General features: G+C 63.9%; 25 protein-coding genes. 11 read left to right on the plus strand and 14 right to left on the minus strand.

The features are described 5' to 3' along the window. Nucleotides 1-194: 194 nt before the first annotated feature. Together U5A58_RS10675 and U5A58_RS10680 are read left to right on the plus strand one after the other, a co-directional pair. Nucleotides 195-434 (plus strand): hypothetical protein, encoded by a 240-nt coding sequence (locus tag U5A58_RS10675; RefSeq protein WP_321935680.1) that lies wholly within the window; start codon nt 195-197, stop codon nt 432-434. Nucleotides 435-485: 51 nt separating this feature from the next. Then, on the plus strand, nt 486-770 hold the full coding sequence (locus tag U5A58_RS10680) for a hypothetical protein (protein ID WP_321961427.1): 285 nt from the start codon (nt 486-488) through the stop codon (nt 768-770). A 42-nt stretch (nt 771-812) separates the two neighbouring features. Here the strand turns inward: U5A58_RS10680 and U5A58_RS10685 are convergent, their stop codons facing one another. Next, the gene (locus U5A58_RS10685; RefSeq protein WP_321910696.1) at nt 813-1,010 is read right to left on the minus strand and encodes a DUF3562 domain-containing protein; all 198 of its coding nucleotides are present in this window, start codon (nt 1,008-1,010) and stop codon (nt 813-815) included. Nucleotides 1,011-1,069: 59 nt separating this feature from the next. Further along, nucleotides 1,070-2,107, minus strand: a complete 1,038-nt coding sequence (gene pstS, locus U5A58_RS10690) for a phosphate ABC transporter substrate-binding protein PstS (RefSeq protein ID WP_415774204.1) — start codon at nt 2,105-2,107, stop codon at nt 1,070-1,072. Nucleotides 2,108-2,609: 502 nt separating this feature from the next. On the opposite strand from pstS, the gene U5A58_RS10695 reads away from it, so the two are divergent. Continuing rightward, nucleotides 2,610-4,154: a hypothetical protein gene (locus U5A58_RS10695; RefSeq protein WP_321961428.1), complete on the plus strand. Its 1,545-nt coding sequence runs from the start codon at nt 2,610-2,612 to the stop codon at nt 4,152-4,154. Between the two features lie 71 nt (nt 4,155-4,225). Here U5A58_RS10695 and U5A58_RS10700 read toward each other — a convergent pair whose 3' ends face one another. Next, the gene (locus U5A58_RS10700) at nt 4,226-5,113 is read right to left on the minus strand and encodes an NAD(P)H-binding protein (RefSeq protein ID WP_321961429.1); all 888 of its coding nucleotides are present in this window, start codon (nt 5,111-5,113) and stop codon (nt 4,226-4,228) included. A 204-nt stretch (nt 5,114-5,317) separates the two neighbouring features. Here U5A58_RS10700 and U5A58_RS10705 point away from each other — a divergent pair, with 204 nt between their 5' ends. Continuing rightward, nucleotides 5,318-6,181, plus strand: a complete 864-nt coding sequence (locus tag U5A58_RS10705; RefSeq protein ID WP_321961430.1) for an AraC family transcriptional regulator — start codon at nt 5,318-5,320, stop codon at nt 6,179-6,181. Between the two features lie 59 nt (nt 6,182-6,240). On the opposite strand, the gene U5A58_RS10710 is transcribed toward U5A58_RS10705, so the two are convergent. The 4 genes from U5A58_RS10710 to U5A58_RS10725 form a co-directional block, all read right to left on the minus strand. Then, entirely contained in the window at nt 6,241-7,224 is a 984-nt protein-coding gene (locus U5A58_RS10710) for an MDR family oxidoreductase (RefSeq protein WP_321910706.1), read from the minus strand. A gap of 46 nt (nt 7,225-7,270) precedes the next feature. Further along, nucleotides 7,271-7,906 carry a TetR/AcrR family transcriptional regulator gene (locus U5A58_RS10715; protein ID WP_321910708.1) on the minus strand — a complete coding sequence of 212 codons (636 nt, stop codon included), beginning with the start codon at nt 7,904-7,906 and terminating at the stop codon, nt 7,271-7,273. 55 nt (nt 7,907-7,961) lie between these two features. After that, on the minus strand, nt 7,962-8,978 hold the full coding sequence (locus tag U5A58_RS10720; protein WP_321961431.1) for an SLAC1 anion channel family protein: 1,017 nt from the start codon (nt 8,976-8,978) through the stop codon (nt 7,962-7,964). Between the two features lie 135 nt (nt 8,979-9,113). Next, nucleotides 9,114-10,046 carry a LysR family transcriptional regulator gene (locus U5A58_RS10725; RefSeq protein ID WP_321910714.1) on the minus strand — a complete coding sequence of 311 codons (933 nt, stop codon included), beginning with the start codon at nt 10,044-10,046 and terminating at the stop codon, nt 9,114-9,116. A 127-nt stretch (nt 10,047-10,173) separates the two neighbouring features. Here U5A58_RS10725 and U5A58_RS10730 point away from each other — a divergent pair, with 127 nt between their 5' ends. Next, a complete protein-coding gene (locus U5A58_RS10730) occupies nt 10,174-10,977 on the plus strand; it encodes a putative hydro-lyase (protein ID WP_321961527.1) in 804 nt (267 codons plus the stop codon). A 49-nt stretch (nt 10,978-11,026) separates the two neighbouring features. Next, nucleotides 11,027-12,322 (plus strand): MFS transporter, encoded by a 1,296-nt coding sequence (locus U5A58_RS10735; protein ID WP_321910719.1) that lies wholly within the window; start codon nt 11,027-11,029, stop codon nt 12,320-12,322. A gap of 14 nt (nt 12,323-12,336) precedes the next feature. Here U5A58_RS10735 and U5A58_RS10740 read toward each other — a convergent pair whose 3' ends face one another. Then, nucleotides 12,337-12,924, minus strand: a complete 588-nt coding sequence (locus tag U5A58_RS10740) for a flavin reductase family protein (protein WP_321910721.1) — start codon at nt 12,922-12,924, stop codon at nt 12,337-12,339. A gap of 100 nt (nt 12,925-13,024) precedes the next feature. After that, nucleotides 13,025-14,059 (minus strand): LacI family DNA-binding transcriptional regulator, encoded by a 1,035-nt coding sequence (locus tag U5A58_RS10745; RefSeq protein ID WP_321961432.1) that lies wholly within the window; start codon nt 14,057-14,059, stop codon nt 13,025-13,027. Nucleotides 14,060-14,209: 150 nt separating this feature from the next. Here U5A58_RS10745 and U5A58_RS10750 point away from each other — a divergent pair, with 150 nt between their 5' ends. Together U5A58_RS10750 and U5A58_RS10755 are read left to right on the plus strand one after the other, a co-directional pair. Next, a complete protein-coding gene (locus tag U5A58_RS10750; protein WP_321910724.1) occupies nt 14,210-15,253 on the plus strand; it encodes a sugar ABC transporter substrate-binding protein in 1,044 nt (347 codons plus the stop codon). A gap of 43 nt (nt 15,254-15,296) precedes the next feature. After that, nucleotides 15,297-16,295, plus strand: a complete 999-nt coding sequence (locus tag U5A58_RS10755) for a fatty acid desaturase (RefSeq protein WP_321961433.1) — start codon at nt 15,297-15,299, stop codon at nt 16,293-16,295. Between the two features lie 14 nt (nt 16,296-16,309). Here the strand turns inward: U5A58_RS10755 and U5A58_RS10760 are convergent, their stop codons facing one another. Continuing rightward, the gene (locus U5A58_RS10760) at nt 16,310-17,260 is read right to left on the minus strand and encodes a DMT family transporter (RefSeq protein WP_321961434.1); all 951 of its coding nucleotides are present in this window, start codon (nt 17,258-17,260) and stop codon (nt 16,310-16,312) included. Nucleotides 17,261-17,376: 116 nt separating this feature from the next. Between U5A58_RS10760 and U5A58_RS10765 the strand changes: the two genes are divergently transcribed. Together U5A58_RS10765 and U5A58_RS10770 are read left to right on the plus strand one after the other, a co-directional pair. Continuing rightward, nucleotides 17,377-18,192 (plus strand): helix-turn-helix transcriptional regulator, encoded by an 816-nt coding sequence (locus U5A58_RS10765; protein WP_321961435.1) that lies wholly within the window; start codon nt 17,377-17,379, stop codon nt 18,190-18,192. A gap of 87 nt (nt 18,193-18,279) precedes the next feature. Further along, a complete protein-coding gene (locus tag U5A58_RS10770; RefSeq protein ID WP_321910728.1) occupies nt 18,280-18,498 on the plus strand; it encodes a hypothetical protein in 219 nt (72 codons plus the stop codon). Between the two features lie 83 nt (nt 18,499-18,581). Here the strand turns inward: U5A58_RS10770 and U5A58_RS10775 are convergent, their stop codons facing one another. The 4 genes from U5A58_RS10775 to U5A58_RS10790 form a co-directional block, all read right to left on the minus strand. Next, a complete protein-coding gene (locus U5A58_RS10775) occupies nt 18,582-19,775 on the minus strand; it encodes a porin (RefSeq protein WP_321961528.1) in 1,194 nt (397 codons plus the stop codon). A 131-nt stretch (nt 19,776-19,906) separates the two neighbouring features. Beyond that, nucleotides 19,907-21,253, minus strand: coding sequence for a cytochrome c (locus tag U5A58_RS10780; RefSeq protein ID WP_321961436.1), 1,347 nt, complete (start codon nt 21,251-21,253; stop codon nt 19,907-19,909). Nucleotides 21,254-21,261: 8 nt separating this feature from the next. After that, the gene (locus U5A58_RS10785) at nt 21,262-23,037 is read right to left on the minus strand and encodes a GMC family oxidoreductase (protein WP_321961437.1); all 1,776 of its coding nucleotides are present in this window, start codon (nt 23,035-23,037) and stop codon (nt 21,262-21,264) included. Next, complete coding sequence (locus U5A58_RS10790; RefSeq protein WP_321961438.1) at nt 23,038-23,787, minus strand: gluconate 2-dehydrogenase subunit 3 family protein; 750 nt, start codon at nt 23,785-23,787, stop codon at nt 23,038-23,040. It lies immediately after the preceding gene. A gap of 310 nt (nt 23,788-24,097) precedes the next feature. Here U5A58_RS10790 and U5A58_RS10795 point away from each other — a divergent pair, with 310 nt between their 5' ends. Beyond that, nucleotides 24,098-25,045 (plus strand): dihydrodipicolinate synthase family protein, encoded by a 948-nt coding sequence (locus U5A58_RS10795; RefSeq protein WP_321961439.1) that lies wholly within the window; start codon nt 24,098-24,100, stop codon nt 25,043-25,045. Nucleotides 25,046-25,047: the final 2 nt, after the last annotated feature.

The raw sequence follows: 25,047 nt of genomic DNA on the forward strand, positions 1-25,047 counted from the left end.
CGCGCTGCTGGGCGAAAGCGCTTTCAGAAAGACCGCCCTCAATACTCTCCCTGATGTTTCCGCCTTTTTTTCCGTGCCTTAATGTGCGTTTACGCGAGGTTCAGCGCGAGTGAAGCAGCAGCTTCGCAAGGTATCGGTGCAGGTGGGTCTCCAGGTTTTTGTCTGCGCAATACTCAGTCGGAAAAGGCGAAACGATGAACGCGCGAATCGACACCGAAGCACGCCGCAAGCGGTACGCAATGCACCGCCTTGGTCTGGCAATGAAGCGGCTGATGAATGCCGAAGCGGCAACCGAAAAAATGATGGCGACGCGCTGGGTGAATGCCTGGAGCGCTTCCGTGGGCGAGCGATGGTTCGCAGCAAGCCCCTATGGCAGGCTTAATCATGCGGCTTTGATGCGAGCCCCAATAAGGGGTCGCGAAAGCCATATGTAATGCGCTAAATCGGGACCGCAGCCGTTAATATGAAACAAAACGCATATTTAATTGACCAATGAGGGCGCGAAACGCTATTGTCATAATTTAGACATTTCCGCGTTTACCTTGGCTCTTGCAGAATACGAAACCGCGCATCCGTTGAATATCGAACTGGATGGCGTGAACTACGCGGGCACATACCGCGTGATGGCTGGAAGCGTCATCGTCTACTTCGAAAACGAAATCAAGTCGGCGCAGCACGGAACGAATCGTCCCGAGATCATTGCCCGCTGGGTGTTGACCGACCTTTGCCGTAAAGCCGATCTCCGCAGGCGCAAAGCCGGCAAGCGCTGATTCGAGCATGCGCGTGGCATCGGTATGCTGCCGCGCAAGCGTTCAGTGCGCATTCTTGCGCATGTTCCGAAGATCCTCCCGTACGCGCCGCGAGACGAGCACGGTCAGATAATCCATCACGCGTGCGCCGTCACTGAACTCCGCCCACGTTTGCTCATACATCTGCGCGACGATTTCCAGCGGCGTTTGCGTTTCGGTCGCGATCGCCTTCACGATCTCTTCTGCAGCTTCCTGTTTCATCAACGCCTCCCTGGCGCAAAGGCGCCTGGCGTGAGAACACTCGTGCACTGACGTGGAAGTTATTGCACGGCAACCGCTTTATTTGCGACGTCGTCGCTTTTGTCTCCGTGCCATTGCGCGCGGATTTTTGCCACGACTACCGCGGGCAGCGGAATATAGTCCAGCGCCTGGATCGTCGGCACGCCGTGCGTGAACGCCCAATCGAAGAACTTCAACGTTTCGGCGCTACGCGCCGCATGGTCCGGCGTTGCCTGCAGCAGCACATAGGTCGCGCCCATTACGGGCCATGCGTCTTTACCCGGCTGGTTGGTCAGCACCTGAAAGAGCGAGCTCGACCAGTCCGCATTCGCGGCAGCCGCGCTGAATGTCTGGACGCCCGGCTCCACGACCGTGCCCGCCGCGTTGGTCATGGCCGTGTAGGTCAGATGATTCTGCTTCGTAAAGTCCCAGGCGATATAACCTATCGCCCCGGGCAGATAGCCGACGAACGTGGCAACGCCCTCATTGCCCTTGCCGCCTATTCCCAGGGGCCAGTGAACGCTGGTGCCTTCGCCAACCTTGTGTTTCCATTCGGGGCTCACCTGCGAGAGATAGTGCGTCCAGATCAGGGTCGTGCCCGAACCATCCAGGCGCCGTACGACAGCGATTGGCGTGTCGGGCATCTTCAGATTCGGATTGAGCCGCGCAATCGCCGGGTCGTCCCAATACAGGATCTTGCCGAGAAAGATCTGGCCCAGCACCTCGCCGGTCAGCATCAACTGCCCGGCCTTGATGCCTGGAAGATTCACGACGGGAACCACGCCGCCGATCGCGGTGGGAAACTGCCGCAATCCTTCCTTGCTCAATTCCTCGCTCGTGAGCGGGGCGTCGGAACCGGCGAAGTCGACCGTGTGCGCGACGATCTGCTTGAGGCCGTCTGTCGAGCCAGTGCTGTGATAGACCACCTTGCCGCCACCGGACTTCTGGTAGTCGGTAGCCCAGTGGGTGTAGAGGGGGGCGGCGAGCGTGCTGCCGCAGCCAGTCACATCTTGCGCGCGGCACGTCAGCGCACAAACACCGCAAATGAGCGCGGCAATCAGGGGGCGCAATGGTCTCACGAGCCTCTCCCGTTATTCATGTTCTGCGGGGCTTCGCGGATGTCTGATCGCGTCCGCGTAGAGTCAATTACAGGATGATGACAGGCAGGATTCAAATTGAATCCTGCTATCGTGCTGCGTTTTTTGACGAAGCGTTGCACGCGCGATTCGATCGATGATGAGGATAACAAACTATGTGATCACGCCGAAGCCTGGCTGAAGAGACCGGTTTCCGCAGAGGAAATCGCGTGGGCGAAGCGGAAAAACTGCAACGAATCTTTCACAATATTTCGCTACGGTAAGCGGGATTGACCCCGAGTTCGTCTTGACAAAATGCTTGTAATTCCTTTCGGAGACGCTACAGATGGCCATCCATACCCTTCGCTCAGCATTGTGCGGTGCCTGCTTTGCCGCACGTCCTTCACGTCTTGCCATAGCCGCTGCCTTGGTCTGTGCCAGTGCGGGAGCCGCCGCAGCCACGCAAAATACGGACGCGTTATTCGGTGGTTCGGGCTTGCTCGTCGTGAGCCGCAGTGTGTACGACAACGTGTCGAGCAACGTCACCGCTGGTATGGCGCTGCCGCCCAGTTGCAATAGCGCGCAGGCGAGCTGCCCCACGGGCGGCGCGCCGAGTGACGGCACCTACCCGGCAGTCTGGAACAACGTGCTTTACGATCCGAGCTTTGGTATCACGTCGCGCATTTTCCTCGACACCATCACGCCGGGTGGCCAGGTCGTCCACACGCTGGAAGTGCCCAACAGCCTGCATCCGGGCCATGATCACGACCAGCTCGTGACGAGCTTCAGCTCCAAGTCCGAACTCGCGCTCAACCTCTCGAGCGACGGCCGTTACCTGACTTTCATGGGCTACGTTGCGCCGGTCAACGCGATCGACGTATCGAACTCGAATACGCCTGGCGCGATCGACCCGACGAATCCGGACGGTCAGGTGTTCTATCGCGCCGTGGCGCGGCTCGATGCGCAAGGGCACTTTTCCTTCACGGAGACCAATGCCTATAGCGGCAACAATGGCCGCAGCGCGCTGCTCAACAACGGCAACGACAATGGAGAGGGCAACGGCTTTTACTACACGGTGGGCAATGCAGGCAACGGCGCGAATCCGCAGCCGGCAGGCGTGATTCTTGGCGCGGGTTCGCAATTCATCGAAGCGACGCATCAGCACGAAGCGCAGCAAACGCCTGGCACGCCCACGCCGCTCGCGAGTTTTTCGGTCACGCAGCTCGGCGCGAAGGCCGACAAGGTCGGCAAGGACGACAACTACCGCGGCCTTACCGTCTTCAACAACGTGGTGTACTTCACGAAGGGCAGCGGCAGCAACGGCGTGAACACGGTGTACTTCGTCGACACCACGGGCAAGGCGTGTCCCACGAGCGGGGTAGGCGTGCCGGTGGCGGGCGCGAAACTGCCCACCAACCCGCTCGCGTACGACGCGTCCACGTTGACGACCAGCGGCTTGCCGAGCAATGTATGCGTGCTCGCGGGCTTCCCGGCCACGCCGAACAAGTCGGCAACGACGCTTTCGTATCCCTTCGGGCTGTGGTTCGCCGACGCGAATACGCTTTATGTCGCCGACGAGGGCGACGGCTATGCGGGTGGCACGGACCTGTACACGCACGCGGCGCAGCAGACCACTGCGGGCCTGCAAAAATGGGTGTACAACGCGGGCACGAAATCGTGGAAGCTCGCATACACGCTCCAGAACGGCCTGAACCTGGGTACGTCGTACACCGTGGCAGGCTATCCGGTCGGCACGAACAGCGCGACCAACCTGCCGTGGTCGCCCGCCACCGACGGCCTGCGTAACATCACGGGCCACGTCGAGCAGGACGGCACGGTCACGATTTGGGCCATCACCTCGACGGTGAGCGGCAACGGCGACCAGGGCGCGGACCCGAATCGCCTTGTCGCCGTGCGCGACGTGCTGCGCAACAGCACGGCGACAAGTGCTGCGAACGAGCGCTTCGTGACGCTGCGCAATGCGGGCTTCGGCGAAGTGCTGCGCGGCGTGTCGCTGGCGCCGGGCGGCCCGTTCGGCAAGTGGTTCTGATCGCCGCGTAGTCACGCGGGAACGGCCAGGCGTGTACGGCGCCTGGCCGTTTTTTCATCGCGGCGTGCGTATTATTGGCGGTTGAATTTCGCAACGAGCGGGCCGAACACGTCTGGTAATGCGGTCGTGCCGAAACGCCGCTCGCTGCGGCTCGCTTCCACATCGATGCGGCCGGTGTTGTAGACGTCGTAAAGGTCGGTGATGAGCCGCGCGTGATTCTCGCTGAGTCCGGCCTTGAGCAGCATAGGCGTCCACGATTCGCGCGGCAGCGCATGAGGCGTGATCGTGCGACCGCCCGCTTCGCTGAGTGCCGCCGCGATGTCGTTCACACTGACTCTCTGCGGTCCCTCGATGCTCACAATTCGCGCCGTGTCTGACTGCTGCGAATCGAGCAGCAACTCGGCGCTCGCTGCGCCGACGTCCTGTGCGGCCACCGAGGGAAAGCGGTGCTCCAAAGGCAGATGGAGGCTTGGCAGCGTACCGCTGGCAAGCGCGCCGGGAATGAACGCCGCCCAGTTCTGCATATGTTCCGCTGAGCGCAGCAGCGTGAGTTGCGTTGCAACGGGCTTCAGCCGCTTTTCCAGGTAGTGATACAGCCGCGTAATGCCCGTATTCAACGGCAGTTCCGCACCATAGTCGGAAATGGCGAGCAGCGCGGCGGGCGGATTTTCGCGCAAGGCGTCGGCGGCGACGTCGATCATCGCGCGCATCGTTGTTTCGGGATCCGTATCACCGGATGGAACGGGGCATAACAACTGAACGGCATGTGCGCCCTTGATCGCGGCCGCGACCGAGTGCGGGTCGGTGAGATCGGCGAGCGCGATTTCGCAGCCCAGCGCCGCGAGGCTCTCGCCCTGGCGTGCTTGACGCACCACGGCGCGTACCGGCTTGCCCGCACGGCGCAACGCGGCAGCGGTGACGCGCCCGGCCTTTCCCGATGCTCCAAAAATCACGAACATGATCGCTTTCTCCTGGTTTGCGAGGTCTGCGTCATCGTAGGAAAACGAACGCAGTGTGGCGCGCAGGAAAGGATGGCGTTGCGCAGAAACGGATGATTGAATACGTCCGCCATTGCACGCTGCGCGAGCGTTGCCGTAATCCAGTAAACTGGCCGCGAACATCGCACGATTTCCCGCACGGCTTGAGCGTCGAAGAGGAATGTCATGAGCGCAGTGACTGCAGATTCGAACCAGCACGCGGGAGCCAGCATCAGCCTGCGTTCGAGCGTTGGGTTGGGCTGGCATGGCGGCGGTGCCGAACTGCTGCGTGTGAGTGCGGGGCAGCATCGCCTTCCCGCGATGACGTATCACCGCGTCGGCATCCATATCGGCACGCCGGTGCGTGCGAGATGCGCGTGCGACGGCCGCCGGCAGTCGCGTCTCCAGGCGCACGGCGACGCCGATGTGGTCCCGGCCGGGGTTGAAGGCGAATGGACGGACGATGGCGATTGCACGATTCTGCGCGTATGGTTCGACGACCGTTTCGTGAGATCGATTGCGCAGCAGATGGAGAACCCGTGGGGTGAGCGCGGGATTCGCCCGCATCTCCAGTTGCGCGATCCACGTATCAATGCGCTGGCGGGAGCGCTGCTGGCCGAGATCGAAGCGGGCACCGCTTGCGACCCGCTGTTCGCCGAGAGCATTTCCACCGCAATGGTCGTACGGCTGCTCAGTGGCGCGGATGCACCTCAAGGCCGGGCCGCCGTGCTGGCGGCACATAAAGCGGCGCGCGTGACCGATTACATCGAGAGCCATCTCGATCAGCGCCTCACGCTCGGCGAACTTGCCGCGCTAGTCGACTTGAGCGTGCCGCATTTCAAGGCGCTGTTTCGCGAGACGCTGGGCATGCCGGTGCATCAATATGTCGTGCGGCGGCGCGTGGAGCGGGCGAGGGCGCTCCTTGTCGAAGGCAAACTCAGCCTGAGCCAGGTGGCGCTCGAAGCGGGGTTTGCGCATCAAAGTCATATGGCGCACTGGATGACGCGGCTACTCGGGGTCACGCCGCGCGCGTTCGCGAAAGGGGCGTGACTGGTTGGTTCGCAAAAGCGGCGCAATCATGAAGCGTTGAATCGCCGCTGCTGCGCCTGTTAGCGCTTGACGTCGACTACGAGCCGCCCGCGCACACGCCCGGCGAGCAGTTCGCTTGCGGCCGGAATGGCTTCGGCCAGGCCGATTTCATGAGTAATCGTATCGAGCTGTTTGAGGTCGAGCGTTTCTCCCAGCGCATGCCACGCTTGCTGCCGCTCCGCGAACGGACGCGTCACGCTATTGATGCCGAGCAGGCTCACGCCGCGCAGAATGAATGGCGCGACCGTGGCCGGAAAATCCATGCCTTGTGCAAGGCCGCAAGCGGCCACTGCGCCGTCTGCGCGCAAGCTCGCGCACACGTTCGCCAGCGTGTGGCCGCCCACCGAATCGATCGCGGCAGCCCAGCGTTCTTTTTGCAGCGGGCGGCCCGGCTCCGATAGCGAGGCACGGTCGATGATTTCGACGGCGCCAAGCTGTTTCAAATACTCCGCCTCTTGCGGCCTGCCGGTCGAGGCCGCCACGCGATAGCCTCGGCGCGTGAGCATCGCAATGGCAAAGCTGCCTACGCCGCCGCTCGCGCCGGTGACGAGCACCTCACCATGCGAGGGTGTGATGCCGTGCCGTTCGAGCGCGAGAATACACAGCATGGCCGTGTATCCGGCCGTGCCGACTGCCATCGTTTGGCGCGGCGTGAACCCCGGCGGAAGCGGAATGAGCCAATCGCCCTTAACGCGCGCCTTTTGCGCGAGCCCGCCCCAGTGCTGTTCGCCAACGCCCCAGCCGTTGAGCACGACCGCGTCGCCCACCGCATAGGCAGGGTTGGCGCTGTGCGCGACCGTGCCGGCGAAATCGATGCCCGGAACCATGGGAAAGCTGCGCACGACCGGGCCTTTGCCGGTGATCGCGAGGCCATCCTTGTAGTTCAGTGTGCTGTAGCCGACATCGACGAGCACGTCGCCTTCCGGCAAACGTGCGTCGTCTAGCTCGGCGATGCGTGCCTCATACGATCCGGATTCCTTATCAATGAGAATGGCCTTGAACATGATGCATCCTGCTCCTGAAACGGTGAATGGTTGGCGTTGTCTCGGCTCACGCGCGAGGCAAGCCGGCGATGAAGCCTTTGAAGAAGGTGTCGAGGGGAGCCGCGCTGCGCACGAGTCGCGCTCTCAGCACGGCGCCTTCCCAGCCAATCCAGAAGAAAGCGGCGAGGGAAGTCAGGTCGATTCGCTTCGCGAGCACCCCTTCGCGCTGGGCCTCGCGCAGGCACGCCACGATACGCGCCTGCCAGCCCTGCAGAATGCGTTCGAGCGTTTCGCGAAAGTCGTCGGGCAGGATGTCCACCTCCACGCCGAGATTGCCGACGAGGCAGCCGCGCGTGTAGTGGTGGCGGGCCATGCCTTTGCTGGCGTCTTCGACAAAGGCGCCAAGGCGCTCCAAAGCGGGGCGCGTGTCGTCCTGCAGCCAGCGGTCGAGCTTCGCGCAGAAGTACGTATCGTACGCGCTCATCAACTCGCGCCCGAACGCTTCCTTGCTCTCGAAGTAATGGTAGAACGAGCCCTTGGGAATGTTCACGCGCTTGAGTACGGCGTCCAGCCCCGTGGCCGCGAAGCTCTGTTCGGTCAGCATTTCCATGCCCGCGCGAATGAGCGTTGCGCGTGTGTCGGCATGCGCGCGCGGGTCTTTCGGCGGCCTGCCGCGGCGCGGTTTGTCGATGGTCGGTTCCATGCCGACGATATTAGACCGATCGTCTATAAAATTCAAGCGCGGTCGTGCTGGCTCGCTAGTGGGCCAGTGCTTCGAGTTCTCCGCGCAGCACGCCCCACAACGTGCGGACGGCCAACAGGAGCAGCAGCGGCGTGACCGTTGCGAGCAAGAAGATCGCGATGCCATGCGTGACGGGACCCGGCGCATGGTCGGCGTAGCGTTCGGCGCAACTCACCGAGCCCGCAAGCGGAAAACTCACGGCCCACCACGAGAGCCGGAAAGGGCAGGTTATCGCGATGTAACGCAAGCGGCCCACGAGCACGGTGAGCAGGAACAGCGTGAGCATGTAGAGCGCGTCGGCAAAGCGATCGACTTCGCCCGTCACGGTGACATAGGCCGAGAAGCCCACGGCGAACGGCGCGAGCAGAATGAGGAGCGTCGGCTGCAGATTGTGGGGCATCGGCTCTTCGAACATCAGGCGCGAAAAGATGAGCGTGAAGAGCGGCACAGCGAAAAAGAGGCCTACCGCGAGCGCGAGCAGCAGGACGCCATTCACCCCCGTGATCTGAATGGCCGGCGTGGCGAGTGGAATGTCGATGAGCCCGACGACCGGCACGATCCACGCGGGCGTGGCGTGCGACGGCTGCTGACGCTGACTGAGCCAGCGCGTGATGACGAACCACGCAAATACGATCATGCCGATTGTGCCGGCGATCCACACCGCGCGCGCGAACGGCACGCTCAAGTCGGCAAGCGGGATGGGTAGCAGAAGCAGGCTGATGAACACGGTCCCAAAGAGATTGCCGGCAATGGGGTGGTTGAATTCGGCTTTTACGGCATGGGGGCCGGTGAGCCATTTGACGGCGTAGCCAAAGCCGATCAACAAGAACGCCAGCATCGCAAGCACGCCGAAGGCTTGGGCGACCCACAGCGGCATGCCATACACGCGGTGCGCGAGCCGCCATGCGGAAGAGAGCCCGGCGAGCCCCATGACCGAACCGAACAGCGCAACGGGCAGGTAGCCGAGTCGTCCGGTTTGCGTGCTTGCCTGCGGACTGCCAAACGAGGTCTGCGTTTCGATGCTATCGCTCATGCGTGGCTCCTGGCCGTTCCAAAAACGCACCGCGGGATGTTTCTAAATGTTTGGCATGCGAAGTATTTGTGGCTATTCCACGCCACACGCGATCATAGCGGCCTGATGTAAATGCAAGCGCCAACTGGGCGCCACTCAAAGCCGCTCGATCAGCCGCTTTTCGCTGTGCGCGCAATAGTCGTGACACGCCGCACGCGCGGCGTTCGCCGCGCCGTGCACGAATAGCGGCGCGTCGGTGCGCCGCGACATCGAGACGACGATCGAAGGCGGCGATGGCTGCAGCGGGAGTTCGACCACCTCTCCGCGCGCGATGAGATCGTCGACGAAGAGGCGCGGAATGGCGGCCACGCCGAAGCCGTCGCGCACGAGCTGCACGATCACGGAGATCGAGGGCGACCCGGTAATGCGCGTGTCGGAGATGTTCACCCCGTTCGCAAGCGCGAGCTTGCTCACGATGTCTTCGAGTGCGCGATGCGGCGCCGTTCCGCGGCCGAAGGTCAGGATTGGATGCTGCAGCACGCGCCGCGCGAGCGAGCTGCGCGAGGGAGGAAAGAGGCCCGCGCGTGCGATCCAGTGCACCGGGTAGTTGGCGAGCGCGTCGCACACCACCGAGGCCTCGTCGCTGCCTTCCACGCGAATGATGAGGTCGAGCTCGCCCGCCATGAGACGCCGCTGCAACACGACGCTCACATCCACAGCAAGCTCCACTTCGAGTTGCGGATAGTCCTGGCTAAGCCGGCGCATGTAATCGGCGAGCCAGCTATGCACCACCGTTTCGATCACGCCGAGGCGCAGCTTGCCGCGCATGGTGCCTTCGGTGGACGCTGCGGCCTGCAACTGGCGCGTCGCCTCCACCACGGCCTTCGCGTAGCCGAGCAGATGTTCGCCATTAGGCGTGAGGCGGAATTCGCGGCTCTCGCGATCGACGAGCACGGTGTGCAGTTCGTCTTCGAGCGCCTTGAGACGCTGCGAAATGGCGGCGGGCGTGGCGTGCAGCGCCGTGGCCGTGGTGCGAAAGCTGCGCAGCTTCGCGAGCGTGACGAAGGTTTCGAGGAATCGCGTATTCATGGCGCGCGTGGGCGAGAGTAACGATGAAACCTCGGGAAAACCCGCGATTCCGTTAAGAAATTCTATTCGTCCGACTGAAGAAAAACTAGTTGGCGTCAATATTTTGTCTTTTCTATGCTTCGGCCTAATCCAGTCACGCCAGTCACGCCCCGAAGCCATGACCCCCTACGAATTCCGGCTTGCTGTACGCACACGCGACTTTCGCGGCCCCACGGCCGGACATTGCGGCGAGTACGCGCAGGCCAATCTTGCGATCCTGCCCGAGCCCTACGCGCACGACTTTCTGCGCTTTTGTCATGCGAATCCGAAGGCGTGCCCGTTGCTTGGCGTGGGCGCGCCCGGCGATTTCCGTGTGCCGGTGCTCGGCCGCGATATCGATATCCGCACCGACGTGCCGGCGTACAACGTGTATCGCCATGGCGAACTGAGCGAACGCGTGGATTCGCTCGAAGCGCTCTGGCAGGACGATTTCGTCGTGTTCGCCATTGGCTGCTCGTTCTCGTTCGAGCACATGCTCGCGCTCGAAGGCATTCCTTTGCGTCACGTGGAAGAGGGCTGCAATGTGCCGATGTACCGCACGCGCCGCGCAAACCAGCGCGCGGGCGTGTTCGGCGGCGATCTCGTCGTCTCGATGCGTCCCATGCGTGGCGCCGACGCCATACGCGCGGTGCAGATCACGAGCCGCTTTCCCGGCGTGCATGGCGCGCCGGTGCATATCGGCGATGCGGCGGAGCTGGGCATTGCGGACCTCGCGCGGCCCGAGTTCGGCGACGCGGTCACGATCCGCGCGGGCGAACTGCCGGTGTACTGGGCCTGCGGCGTGACGCCGCAAACGGCGTTGATGGACGCGAAGCTGCCGCTCGCGATTGCGCACGCGCCGGGCCACATGCTCATGACCGACATCACCAACGCATCGCTAGCGGTGTTCTGAGCGAGCCGCGCCCGGAATTCATCAGCACGTCTATCAAAAGGAGCAACAGATGGACAGCAAGACACTCGCGTCGCCTGCCGCTGACTCGGCGCTATCTTCGGCGCAGGAGCGTTCCTGGTACGCGCACGCTTCGCCGCAGGCGCGTCAGGCGTTCTGGAGCTGCAAGGTCGGCTACATGCTCGACGGCATGGATACGCAAATGCTCTCGTTCGTGATTCCCACGCTGGTCGCGAGTTGGGGCATCAGCCTTGGCAATGCGGGCTTCATCGGCACGCTCACGCTGCTTTCGTCGGCGCTTGGCGGCTGGCTCGCGGGCATCCTCTCCGACCGCATTGGCCGCGTGCGCACGCTGCAACTCACGGTGCTATGGTTCGCGGTCTTCACGGGCCTGTGCGGGCTTGCGCAGAACTACGGGCAGTTGCTGGCCGCGCGTGCGTTGATGGGCTTCGGTTTTGGCGGCGAATGGACCGCGGGCGCCGTGCTGATCGGCGAGGTGATCCGCGCGAAGGATCGCGGCAAGGCCGTGGGCCTCGTGCAAGCGGGCTGGGCGCTCGGCTGGGGGCTCGCCGCGCTGCTCTACGCGGTCCTGTTCTCGGTTTTGCCGGCCGAACTGGCGTGGCGCTCGCTGTTCCTCGTGGGTCTCGTTCCGGCGCTGCTCGTGCTTGTGATTCGCCGGTATGTGAAGGAACCCGAAGTATTCCGGAGCGCCAAGGCGGCACAGGCCGAAGCGGGCGACGCGCCGCGCTTCACGGAAATCTTCGCACCGAAGCTGCGCTGGACCACCTTGCGCGCGGCACTGCTCGCAACGGGGGCGCAAGGCGGCTATTACGCCATCACCACCTGGCTGCCCACGTTTCTCAAGACCGAGCGCCATCTCACGGTGATGGGCACGGGCGGCTATCTCGCGATGATCATCGCAGGGTCATACGTGGGGTATCTTTCGAGCGCGTGGCTCACCGACCGGATCGGCCGCAAGCCGAACTTCATCCTCTTTGCGGCGGGTTCGATGGTCATTGCGTTCGCCTACACCTCGCTGCCGCTCACGAATGCCTCGATGCTCTGGCTCGGCTTTCCGCTCGGCTTCTTCGCGTCGGGCATTTTCTCGGGCATGGGCGCGTTTCTCACCGAACTCTTTCCCACGCGCGTGCGGGGCTCGGGGCAGGGCTTCTGTTACAACGTGGGCCGTGCAATCGGCGCGCTGTTTCCGTTTCTGATCGGCGCCCTTGCCAAGCAGTTCGGTCTTGGGCCGAGCATCGGCATCTTCGCGATCGCGGCCTATGGCGTGCTGATCGTGGCCGCGCTCACGCTGCCTGAAACGCGTGGGCGCGAGCTCGAATCGGCTTGACGACGCTTGCGCGCTTACGCGAGTTCGCGCGCCTTGATCGTGTCGCTCGCGCGCACGAAATTGCCGGCGCCCAGATGGTGGATCGTGTGCAGGTCCGCGTTGCTGCTGTCGAGTTCCCAGTGGCCATTGCGGAAGGCGCGCGGATCGGCTGCGGCTGAAACCACTTCGGCGAAGCACGTGTCGTAGGCGTCTTCCGTGTGCCGCTCGGGAATCAGGCGGCATTCCATCCACGCGGAGCAGCCCGTTTCGAGCAAAGGCAAGCCGAGCTTCGGGCCGGTAATGGCGGCGATCTTGAAGCGCTCGAACTTGTCGGTCTCGCGGCCGCTCACACTGCCCACGGCATAGGTCAGGTCGATGGCGGCGGCGCCCGGAATGATCACGCCGAACGTGCCGCTCGCATGGATCAGTTCGCGAGTGAACGTGCGCTTGTCGATCACGATGGCAATACGCGGCGGCGTGAATTCCACGGGCATCGACCACGCGGCGGCCATGACGTTGTGGCGCTTGCCGTCGCTGCTGGTGACGAGCACCGTGGGGCCGTGGTTGATGAGGCGGCTCGCGTGTTCGAGCGCTACCGGCGTGAAAGTGGAGTGGTTTTCCATCGTCGTTGGATTCGCTGTAAGTCGGAACCCGAGCGACTTTACCTCAGAAAGCCGAAGCTTGCGGCGCGAGGCCGTCACCGCTTTGCGCTTGAATCGCGTATTACGCCGTTGCTGGCGGTAAATTCGCCTGCAGATAAATCGACATCGGCGTTTGCAGCGGCAAGCTCGCGGCGGCGCCGCGGTTGTAGTGGGCGAGAATCACCTCGACGGCGCGTACGGCCTCGACGAACGGGCTTTGATCGAGCACGGCGTCCATCACGCCTTCGGCGAGCAGCGCACGGCTGATAGTCGTGAGTTCGTGGCCGATCAGGGTCGTTGCGTGCTCGCGCTTGAGCGCCTTGAGCGCACGCGCAATCCCTTCGTCGCCAACCGAAAGATTGTAGATGCCGCGTAATGCCGGATATTTCTTGAAGGCGTCGCGTGTGAGGCGTTCGGTCGAGGCGGCGTCTTCACGGCTTTCTACTGTGGCGACGACTTCGCAGGCCGGAAAGCGGCTGCGCAGCACCGAGCGGAAGGCGCCGTCGCGCTCCTCGTGGCCTAGATACGTGCGCAGGCCCGCGATCACCAGGACCTGGCCGCCCGTCTCGCCGAGAAAGCGGCCCATCAATTCGCCCGCCGTGCGCCCCGCGCAGCGGTTGTCGATGCCCACGTAAGCAAGGCGCCCCGTGTCGGGCAGATCGCTCGCAATGGTGACGAGCGGCATCTTGTGCGCCACACGCGAGAGCGCATCCACCACTACCGGATGCTCATAAGCCACGACGATCATCGCGTCGGCCTTCTGCGCGGCGCGCTCGATCACGCGCGCGAGCGACTTCGGTTCGAGGTCGTCGAAGAACGTGAGCTGACACATCACGCGGTAGGTTTCGAACGACTTCTGCGCAAGCTCGAAGCCGTGCCGCAAGGCGACGTAGTAGGGCGAATCGGGTTTCTGCGTGACGATGGCAACGCGCAGCCAGCGCACGGACACTTCGTCCAGCGCGCGATCCATCTTGAGCTTGCGCGCCCATTCGAGCACGCGCGCTTCCTTGTCGCGCGCCACGCCGCCGCGCCCGTTCAACACGCGCTCGACCGTGGAATAGCTCACGCCCGAGGCCGTCGCGACGTCTTCCATCGTGGGTTTGCGTCTCGTGTTCATGCGCGCTTTCCGTGCTTTCCAGTAGACGAGTGATTCTGAGGAATTATCCTCAAGAATCCGTTTGAGAGCGGAAATTCATTCAACTACATTTTAACCATCCAAACGGGCCGTCCGCGCGGACATCGACACGACACAAACTGGAGACACCCCATGAACATGACGAGATTTCGCGTGGGCCGCATGTGCGCGGCCGCGCTCGCGGCAATGGCGCTCTGTAGCGGATTCGCGGCGAATGCGGCGCATGCCGACGAGCGCTTCGTGATGGTGAGTCACGGCTCGGATTCGAATGTGTGGTGGAACACCGTGAAAAACGGCATGCGCGACGCGAGTGAAGACTTCGGCGTGCCGGTCGATTACCGCAATCCGCCCACGGGCGACACCGGCGACATGGTCCGCATTCTCGAACAGGCCTCGGCGCGCAACTACGCGGGCGTCATCACCACGGTGCCGAATCAGGAGATGATCCAGAAAGGCCTCGCGGGTGTGAAGGCGAAGCATATTCCGGTCATCACGATCAACGGCGGCCCGGAAGCGGGCATGAAGCTCGGTGCGATCCTGCACATCGGCCAGCCCGAATACGAAGCGGGCAAAGCCGCGGGCGAGCGCGCGAAAGCTGCCGGCATTCACGACTTTCTCTGTGTGAATCACGGTGCGGACATCCAGGCGCTGTGGGACCGCTGCAAGGGTTTTGCCGACGCCATCGGTGCCGACTACAAGAAGTCCACGATGGATAGCGGCGAAGACCCGACCGTCATCGAAAGCAAGGTGGCCGCGTATCTGCGCTCGCATCCGAACACTCAGGCGATTCTCGCGCTCGGTCCCGATCAGGCAATGGGCGTGCTGCGCGGCGTGACCGACGCGGGCAAGGCCGGCAAGCTCTATGTCGCAACGTTCGATCTTTCGCCGGATATCCTCAAGGCCGTTCAGGCAGGGCAGATCCAGTTCGCAATCGATCAGCAGCCCTATCTTCAGGGTTATCTCTCGGTGGCGGCGATGGCGATCGCGGTGCGCGACAAGACCACTGACCCGGCCCATATCGTCGCCGCGCTCAAGGACGACAAGAAGGTGGCGGCGCGTCTCGCGAAGTACGACCTCAAGCCGGTTTATACCGGTTCGACGGTGAGTTCCGGTCCGAGCTTCGTCACGCGCGACAACCTTGCGCCCGTGCAGAAGTACGCGGGTTCGTACCGGTGAAGGCAGGCATGAAAGAGACAACCTCTCGCGCGGAGCACGGCAAATGAACATCGACATGAATGCGTGGTACCGGGTGGAAATCGACCGCAAGCGCCTCAAGGCATTTTCCACGCGCACTGACGCGCGGGGGCTGATGCAGGTGGGCGGCTTCCTCGCGCTCGTCGTGGCGACTGGCGTGCTCGCGTGGTATTCGCTTGGCACGGCCTGGGCAATTCCCGCTTTCTTCCTGTACGGCACGGTGTTCGCGTTCAGCGAGGCCGCCGCGCACGAGCTGGGGCACGGGACCGCGTTCAAGACGCGCTGGATGAACGAGACCGCCTACTGGATCATCTGCTTCATGTCGTGGCGCGAACAGGTGTACAGCCGCTGGCTGCATGCGCGGCACCACACCTTCACGCATCTGACTGCCGAACCTTATCAGGACCCCGAACTGGCGTTCAAGCGGCCGCTCAGCTACGTGAAGCTCGTGACGGATTTCTTGCGCATTTCGCATGGCATCCAGTTTCTCGGCGCGATCGTGCTGCACAGCTTCGGCATCGTGACGAAGGGCGCGAAGGACGTTGTGCCGCCAACCGAGTACCGCAAGATGTGCGCGAATTCACGCGTGCTGCTCGCGTGCTACGTGGCCGTGTTCGCCTGGGCGCTGCTCGCGCACAGCTGGCTGCCGATCCTGTTCCTGTTCGTTTCGCGTGCCTATGGCACCTGGCTGCACGAACTGTGCGCGCTCACGCAGCACACGGGGCTCAAGGAGAATGTGCTCGATCACCGCGTGTCGAGCCGCACGGTGATGCTCAATCCCGCGGTGCGTTTTCTCTACTGGAACATGAACTATCACATCGAGCATCACATGTTTCCGAGCGTGCCGTTTCATGCGCTGCCCGGTTTTTATGCTGCGGTGGCTTCGCAAATGCCGAAGCCCTATGCGGGGCTGTGGCCCGCGTGGCGCGAGATTCTTGGGATCTTTGCGCGCCAGCAGCGCGATCCCGAGTACGTGGTCGTGCGCGAACTGCCGATGGGCAAGCGCGGCGACGCGGTGGCGTAGCGAACGACTTCCGCTCAGGAAGCCTGCGCGCCGCGCGCGTTGGCGGCACGGCGGCCGAACGCCTGGCGGACCCAGCTTTGCGCGTTCACCACCAGCAGACCCACCAGCACGAGCGCCGAGCCAAAGAGGAACGCGGGTTCCACGCGCTCGTGCAGCAGCACGACGCCGAACGCCACGCCGAACAGCGGCGTCATGAACGAGAGAATGCCGAGGCGAGCCGCCAGATAACGGCGCAGCAGCCAGAACCACACGAGATAGCTCACGAACGAGACGAGCAGCGTCTGGAAGGCGAGGGAGGCCAGGGCGAGCGGCGTGCCCCGAAAATGCGCCTGGCCGGTCAGAAACGCGAACGGCATCAGCACGACGAAAGCGCCCGCCAGTTGATAGAAGAGCGTTTGCGTGGCGGGGGCCTCGCTCAGGCGGCTCGTGCGCACGACAACGGTGGTGAGCCCCCACGCCGCACCCGCGCACAGGCCCATGAAGTCGCCGAGCAGCCACAACGGCGAGCCCGGTGTGCCGTCGCCCAGCAGCGCGGGCCCGAGGAACGTGATGGCGATGCCCGCGAAGGCGATCGCAATGCCGACCCATTGCAGCCGCGCGAGGCGTTCGTCGGGCAGGCGCAGATGCAGGCCGATGGCCGCGAACATCGGCGCGGTATAGAGAAACACGGCCATGTGCGAGGCATTGGTCCAGCGCAGGCCCATGGCCACGAACACGAATTCGATCGCGAACAGGCCACCCGTGACGAGCCCGGCGCCGCGCGCCACGCCCGGCAGCCAGCGCTCGCGCGAAACGAGCCGGTTGAAGAGCCAGACGAGCGCCGCCGCCACGCCCGAGCGCAGCCCGATCTGCAGCATGGGCGGGATGTCCCCGGCCACCGCCTTGATCGCGGCCTGTTGCAGACCCCATGCGAGGCATAGCGCCACCATGATGGCCACGGCCGTTGCGTCGACTTGCTTTCTCATTGCGGACTCGCTGACTTGAAGGATTCGGCTGAAGTTTGTTGGCAGTGGGCGTAGTATTGATGCGTCGGGATGCGCGCATATAGCGCAAAACTGACAATCGATAGCCTCAGACCGCCATGCCCAACCTGCCTAAAGCGCCTGACCGTGCGCGCCCGGCGCGCCATCTGCGCCTGCCGCCCTTCACCGACGTGCTGCCCACGCCCGTGTTCTTCCGCATGGAGCACATGCCTTCGCACGCCACTTATCCGCAGATGTGCCACCCGTGGGGCGAGTTCGTCTACGCGTTCAGCGGCACGACCGAGGTGAAGGCGGGCGACGAGCACTACATCACGCCGCCGCATCTCGGGCTCTGGATCGCGCCGGGCACGGAACACGTGGGCTTCAACGAGCAGGAGACGGTGCATTGCTCGGTGTACATCAGCCGCGACCTGTGTACGCGCATGCCGGCAACGAGTTGCGCGGTGATGGTGTCGCCGCTCGTGCGCGCGATCCTCGAACATCTGCGCGTGACGCCGGTGGAAGAAGAGGGGGAAGCGCCGCGCGCGCGTCTGTTGCGCGTGCTCGTGGATCAGCTGTCGACCTGCGCGACCACGGGCAGCTTCGTGCCGCATACCGACGACGCCGATCTCAACGCGATCCTCCAGGTGCTGCGCCAGAATCCCGCCGACAACCGCTCGCTCGCCGAGCTGGCCGATGCGTTTCACATGAGCGAGCGCACGCTCATGCGCCGCGCGCAACACGAGCTGGGCATGTCGTTGACGGAGTGGCGCCAGCGCATCCGGCTCGTGAACGCGCTGCCCATGTTGCACGCGGGGCGCAGCGTCGAGGCCGTGGCGCTGGATTTGGGGTACGCCACGTCGTCGGCTTTCATTGCAATGTTCCGACGATTGACGGGCACGAGTCCCGGGCAGTTCGTGGCGCGTACGCGTTAAGCATAGGAGCGCGCGCAACCATTACCAGACCTCACGAAACCCCACAAAACCCTAAAGATTCCCCGCGCGTGCGCCGTTAGAGCATGCATGAAAACCCTACTCACCCAGACCGACGCACGCTTCATCCTGTCGATCGCCCTCGAACTGGCCGAAAGCCAGGCCGCCGCGGCCGGGGTTCAGTTCGAATCGGCGGCGGGATCGGCAATTTGCGACGATGTGATCGCCGCCACGCTTTCGCAGTTCGCGCCTACCGTGACGATCGACGAGTTCTACGGCCTGCTGGACCGGCCCGAGGTGCTGCACTGAACGGCAGCGCAGCTGAAAAAAGCGGGCGCTCACGCCATGAGCGCCCGCAGTTTCGTTGCATCGGCAACGAAGTCGAAGTTTGCTTAGAACTTCTGACGCAAGCCCACGCTCACGATGGCTTGCGACTGCGTGGCCGACGAGTGACCGTTGCCCTTGTCGGACACTGAAGCCGTCGCCGCGACCGGATTGCCGGCGGCGTCGAGCGTCATGCCCGATGCATGCTGGTAGCCCGCGAGCAGATACACCGTCGAGCGCGTCGAGAGATCGTAAGTCGCGCCAACCGAAACGTTGTGATACTGCGCGTCCTCGTCCACGCCTTCCACGGCGCTGCCACGCGTATAGCTGTAGCCCACGAATAAATGGGTGCGCGGCTGCACGTTCCACTGCGTGAAAATACCCGCGATATTGAAGATCGCGTTGCCCGAGAACAGCGAATTCGCGCCTGAGCGGTACTGCACGTTGCTGTAGTTCACGCCGACCACGGCCGGGCCGAAGTCCCACGTCGCGCCTGCCGCCACGACCTGCTGCGATTGCGCGCTCGCATAGCCTTCGTTGATCGACGAGTTGAAGGTGCCGTCGTACGTGCCCTGCCACTTGCCGTAGGTGGGGTCGTCGAGGCCGGTCTTGCTGTTGTCCGAGCGCTCATAGCCCACGCCCATGCGCAGCGGTCCGTTCGCATAGCCCGCGCCCACGCTCCACGTGTTCTTGCGCTTCATGCTGCCAGGCTGGCCGCCAAATCCGTACAGCGCGCCGAACGTGAAGCCCGCATAATTTGCGCTCGTGTACTTGATCGAGTTGTCCACGCGCGTGGTCTGGTCGAGGTCGTCGATGTCGCCCGGATGCGCGCCGAATCCGCCGATGAAGTTCACGGGCGCGACCGGCCCGACGAAGTCGTCGAGCGAGGTGTACTGGCGGCCCATGGTGAGCGAGCCGTAACGCTGGTCCGCGAGCCCCACGAAGGCCTGGCGGCCGAACAGGCGCCCGCTCTGGCCCGAGGTGCCGTTCGTGATGTCGAAGCCGTCTTCGAGCAGGAAGATGGCCGCGAGCCCGTTGCCCAGATCCTCCTTGCCCTTGATGCCCCAGCGGCTGCCCGAGAGATTGCCGGTGGAGAGCGCCACGTTCGAATGGCCCGTGTACGCGCCCGTGGTGCCCGTACGCTCGTTGCTGCGATACGTGATGCCGGCGTCGGCAATGCCATAGAGCGTGACCGAACCTTGCGCCAGCGCGACGCCGGCCAGCGAGAACAAGACTGGTGCGGCGAGCAGGTGTTTTCTCATCATTTGTTGTTTCAACGTCTATAGATCGCCTCGTGAGCGATTTTCTGGTTTTGCGCGCACGCGCTCGCGGCCTCGTAGACGAGACCGCAAGCGCGAAACGCGGGGGAGGAAAAGGGGCGGCGCTAAGTGCGTTAGCGCTTGAGCGTTGCGCCGGGCGGTGATTCCGGCGTGCTCACGGTGACGGTCTTGCGGACCTTCGCGACGTCTTCGGCGCTCACTGGCGCGCCGGCGTTGCCCCAGCTCGTGCGCACGAAGGTGGACACGTCGGCCACTTCCTGGTCGGACAGACGCCAGCCGAACGGCGGCATCGTGAACGACGAGGGCGCGGATTTCGTGCCTTCGAGCGCGCTGCCTGCGAGCAGCACGTGAATCAGCGAAGTGGGGTCCTTACCCTGCACGACCGGGTTGCCGCCGAGTGCCGGGAACACGCGCGTGTAGCCGCGTCCGTCGCTGCGGTGGCAGGCCATGCAGTTGTCGCGATAGACCGCCGCGCCGCGTGCGCTCGCATCGCCGTTTTGCAGCTTGTTCGCGGCGGCGGGATCGTAGGCGTACGACGTCTCCTTCGGGTCGCTCGGGGGCAGCGTCTTCAGGTAGCGCGCGATGGCGAGCAGGTCCGCGTCGTTCATGTGCTGCATGCTGTGCTGAACCACGTCGGTCATGCCGCCGAACGCGGCCGTATGCAGATTGCGCCCGGACTTGAGGAACTGCACGATGTCGTCCTCGCTCCAGCTGCCTAAGCCCGTGCGCGGGTTGCCGCGCAGGCTCGAAGGCACCCAGCCGTCGATCGGGCCGCCGCCGGCGAGGAAGTCTTCGCCTTCGAGGTCGGTGAGCGCGAGTTCCTGCATCGTGCTTGCGCGCGGCGTATGGCACGCGCCGCAGTGGCCGAGGCCCTGCACGAGATACGCGCCGCGCGCGACGATCGCATCGTTATAGTGCGCGCCGTCGAACGCCTGCACCTTCGGCGCGAACAGCATGCGCCAGGCGCCGAGCGGCCAGCGCATCGAGAGCGGCCAGGGAATGTCCACGGCTCGGTTCTGCGCCTGCACGGGCCCGACGCCATACATGAAGTACGCGTAAAGCGCCTTCATGTCGTCATCGCTCAGGCGTGCGTACGAGGGGTAGGGCATCGCGGGGTAAAGCGTCTCGCCGTTCGGCCGCACGCCTTCGCGCACGGCTTTGGCGAAGTCGTCGTAGCGCCACTTGCCGATGCCGGTGTTCGCGTCGGGCGTGATGTTGGTCGAGTAGATCGCCCCGATGGGCGTGTCGAACTTCAGGCCGCCCGCGAACGGCTTGCCGCCCTGTGCGGTGTGGCAGGCAATGCAGTCGCCAGCGCGCGCAAGGTATTCGCCATGCGCGACGAGCGCAGCGTTCGGCAGTTCGGCCGCGTGCGCTGCGAATGATGTGAACGCCGCGACAGCCGCACCCGATACCGTTGCGCGTGCAACGTTCGCGCACGCGGAGAAAAGGTTCTTCTTCATGCGGCTCTTCACACGCTCACCAGCGGACCGGGGTTCTTCAGATACTGGTTGCGAATGGCTTTCGCGCTCCAGTAGGCGAGGGCGGCGACGAGGCCGGTCGGGTTGTAGCCGATCCCCTGCGGGAACGCGGAGGCGCCCATCACGAACACGTTGTGCACGTCCCAGCTCTGCAGATAGCGGTTGATGACGCTGGTGTTCGGGTCGTTGCCCATCACGGCCCCGCCCACGAGGTGGGTGGTCTGGTAGCGGCGCGAGTCGAAGTGCGCGCCGAATTCGCGCGTGTACACGTTGATGGCCTTCGGGCCCATCGCCTCGGCGATCTTTTGCATCTGGCCCGTCACGTACTGTGCCATCTTGATGTCGTTGTCCTTCCAGTCGAAGGTCATGCGCAACAGCGGCTGGCCGTACGCGTCGCGGTAGGTCGGATCGAGGTCGAGGTACACGTCGCGATACGACATGTTGGAGCCGTGCGCGTCCATCGAAATGGTGTGCGCGTAGTGGTCCTTGACGGCCTTCTTCCACCCGGCGCCCCAGTTCGGCGTGCCCGCGGGCGTGGCGATACCGCTGATCGGCTTCACGCCCGCCTGGTTCACCCACAGCGGCGAGCCGCCCACGAAACCGAGCGGCCCGTGGTCGAAGTTGTCGGCGTTGAAGTCGTCCACGGCCACGCCGTTGCCGCCCGCGCCGATGAACGGATTTGTCCACGTGTCCTTGTCGAAGAACGCCGTGATGGTCGAGAGGTTCTGGTACGCGAAGTTGCGGCCCACCACCCCCTCGCCCGTGACCGGGTCATAGGGCTTGCCGATGCCGGAGAGCAGCAGCAGGTGCACGTTGTGATACTGGAACGCCGAGACGATCACGAGGTCGGCTGGCTGGAACACTTCCTGGCCCGCTGGATCGATATAGGTCACGCCCGTGGCGCGCTTTTTCGTGTCGTCGAGTTCGACGCGCAGCACGTGACACTTCGAGCGCAACTCGAAGTGTTTTTCCTGCTTGAGCGCGGGCAGGATGTTGAGGTTCGGCGAAGCCTTCGAGTACATGTAGCACGCGTAACCGCTGCAATAGCCGCAGAAGTTGCACGGGCCCATCTGCACGCCGTACGGGTTCGTGTACGGCCCCGACGTGTTGGCCGAAGGCAGCCGGTACGGATGCAGACCGAGTGACTTCGACGCATCGAAGAAGCGCTGCGCCGAATAGGTATTCAGTTGCGCGGGCAACGGAAAGTTGTCGCTGCGCGCGGCTTCGAACACGTTGCCGTCGCCGACCACATTGCCTTTGACCTTGTACGCCTGGCCCGAGGTGCCGAACACCTTCTCAGCGAAGTCGAAGTGCGGCTCCAGTTCGTCGTAGCTCACGCCGTAGTCCTGGATCGTCATGCCTTCGGGGATGAACTTCTTCCCGTAGCGCTCCTCGTAGTGGCTCTTCAGGCGCAGCTCTTCGGGCGTGATACGGAAATGCACGCCGGACCAGTGCAGGCCCGCGCCACCCACGCCTTCGCCAGGCAGGAACGCGGCGAGCTGGCGGTAGGGCAGCGCCGTGTCGTTCACACCGTGGCGGATCGAGACGGTGGTCTTCGAAAGGTCGAGGAACAGCTTCTTGCGGATGTTGTACGTGAGCTCGTCGATGGTGTTGGGGTACGCGCCGTCGGGGTAGGTGTCGCGATACTCGCCGCGTTCGAGCGCAACCACGGTGAGGCCCGCTTCGGTCAGTTCCTTCGAGAGGATCGCGCCGGTCCAGCCGAAGCCGACAACCACGGCATCGACGTGAGGTTTCTTGATCGCCATTTACGTACGCTCTCCGTTGATCGAGACCGGGCCGTACGGGTAAGGCTTGCCGTTCTGGTTGACGAAATCCATGAAATCGGCGCGCGCGCCGGGGAAGCCGATCATCTTCCACGCGGCCATGTCGCGGTTGCCGCCGTGGATCGGGTCGCAGAAGTAGCCTTCGCGCGTGTTCTGCAGCAACTGGCCGAAGAACACGGAAGCCGGCACGCCGTCCAGTTCGACCTTGCCCGCTTCGAGCGCGCTGAGCACGCTGTCGCGCGTGCTGGCGTCGAGCGCGTCGAAGTCCTTGCCGTACGCCTTCGTGCAGTAAGCGTTCACGGCCTGGATGCCGAGCCGGTAGATGTCGCGCGGCACGAGCTTCAACTGGTAGCCGAGTTCGGGCACGCCTTGCTGGAACGGCCCCTGCATGTACCAGAGCGCGCCGTGCGCGTAGGGCGTCTCCATCTGCCGGTCGATGAATTCGGGCACGCCCGCCTCCAGCGCGCCGGGACCTTCGGAATCGGCGGGAATCAGGCGGTCGGCGGCGGCTTCGACGAAAGCCCACTCGCGCGCGTCGAAAAAGCGCGGCTTGTAAGCGGCGGCTTGCCCGGCTTGAGGCGTGGCGCTCGGCGCAGAGGCGGCGCTACCCGCCGTGGCGGTTTCGCTCGACGGCTGCTTGCCGCCCTCGCAGCCCGCCAGGGCGCTGGCCGGCACGAGCACCGCTGCCGTGCGTAGGAAGCCGCGGCGTGTCGTGAGAGGAGATTCAGACATTGTGGGATTCTGTATGAGTTCGGCGCGGCGTGATTCGATCGTGTCCGCGTAGCGATCTTGCCCGCTGCGCGTGACATGCCACCGCGACGGCCAAGGAACGCAGATGTTAAATGGAACCGGTTCCACGATTGGAGGGCGATTCTACAATATTCCTTTACGGGGCCTGTCCCCGCCGCGCAGGGGCGGGGCGGGCCCTGCAGCGGGGCCCTCCGAACAAACCCTAACAAATGCAACAAGTTGTTTGACAACTAAGGCGAGCCGATGCTACTGTGCACGGTATTGACAACCCTCCATCCCAGCACGAGGCCTCATGAACGTGTCCCCGATTGTCGAGAGCGAATTCGCCTCGACTGTGATGGCAGTGCCGCCGCTCGCACGCCGCCCCGACTTCTCCCTCGACGTTGAACAGAACGGCAAGCTGATCCGCCATATGGAAGCGGGCGGCATTCGCACGCTGCTGTACGGCGGCAATGCGAATCTGTACCACGTCGCCGTGAGCGAATTCCGTGAGTTGCTTGACATGCTCGCCGACCTCACCGCGCCCGAAACGCGCGTGATTCCGGCCATCGGTCCTGACTACGGCAAGATGCTCGACCAGGCGCGCATCCTCGCGCAAACGTCGTACAAGACGGGCATGGTGCTGCCGCTGTCCGGCTTCACCACGCCCGCAGGCGTGGAAGCGGGCCTCACGCGCATTGCCGACACCGCAGGCATTCCGCTCACGCTCTATATCAAGAGCGAAGACTATGTCGACGTGGACACGCTCGTGCGCCTGATCGACCGTGGCACCCTCATCGCCGTCAAGTACGCCATCGTGCGCAAGGACCCGGCGAACGACCCGTATCTGCGCCGCCTGCTGCAAAGCGTGCCGGCTTCGAAGGTCGTCTCGGGCATGGGCGAGCGCCCGGCGCTCGTTCACGTGCGCGACTTCGGTCTGGCCGCCTGGACCACGGGCTCGGGCTGTATCGCTTCGAACACCATCATGGCGCTCTTGAAGGCCGCTAAGGAAGGTCGTGCGGAAGAAGCGCAACGCCTCTACGATGCCTTCATGCCGCTCGAAACGCTGCGCGACGACATCTCGCTGATCCGCGTGCTGCACGACGCCGTGACGCTCTCGGGCATCGCCGACATGGGCCCGATCCTGCCGCTGCTCTCGCAGTCGCCCGCTGAGGCGCTGCCGGCGATCGGCGAGGCCGCCAAGGCGCTGCTCGCATTCGAGCAGAAGCTGGCCGCTTCGGCCCAGACGGCCAACGCGTAAGC

The sequence above is a fragment of the Paraburkholderia sp. J7 genome (assembly GCF_905220155.1).
Classification (GTDB): domain Bacteria; phylum Pseudomonadota; class Gammaproteobacteria; order Burkholderiales; family Burkholderiaceae; genus Paraburkholderia.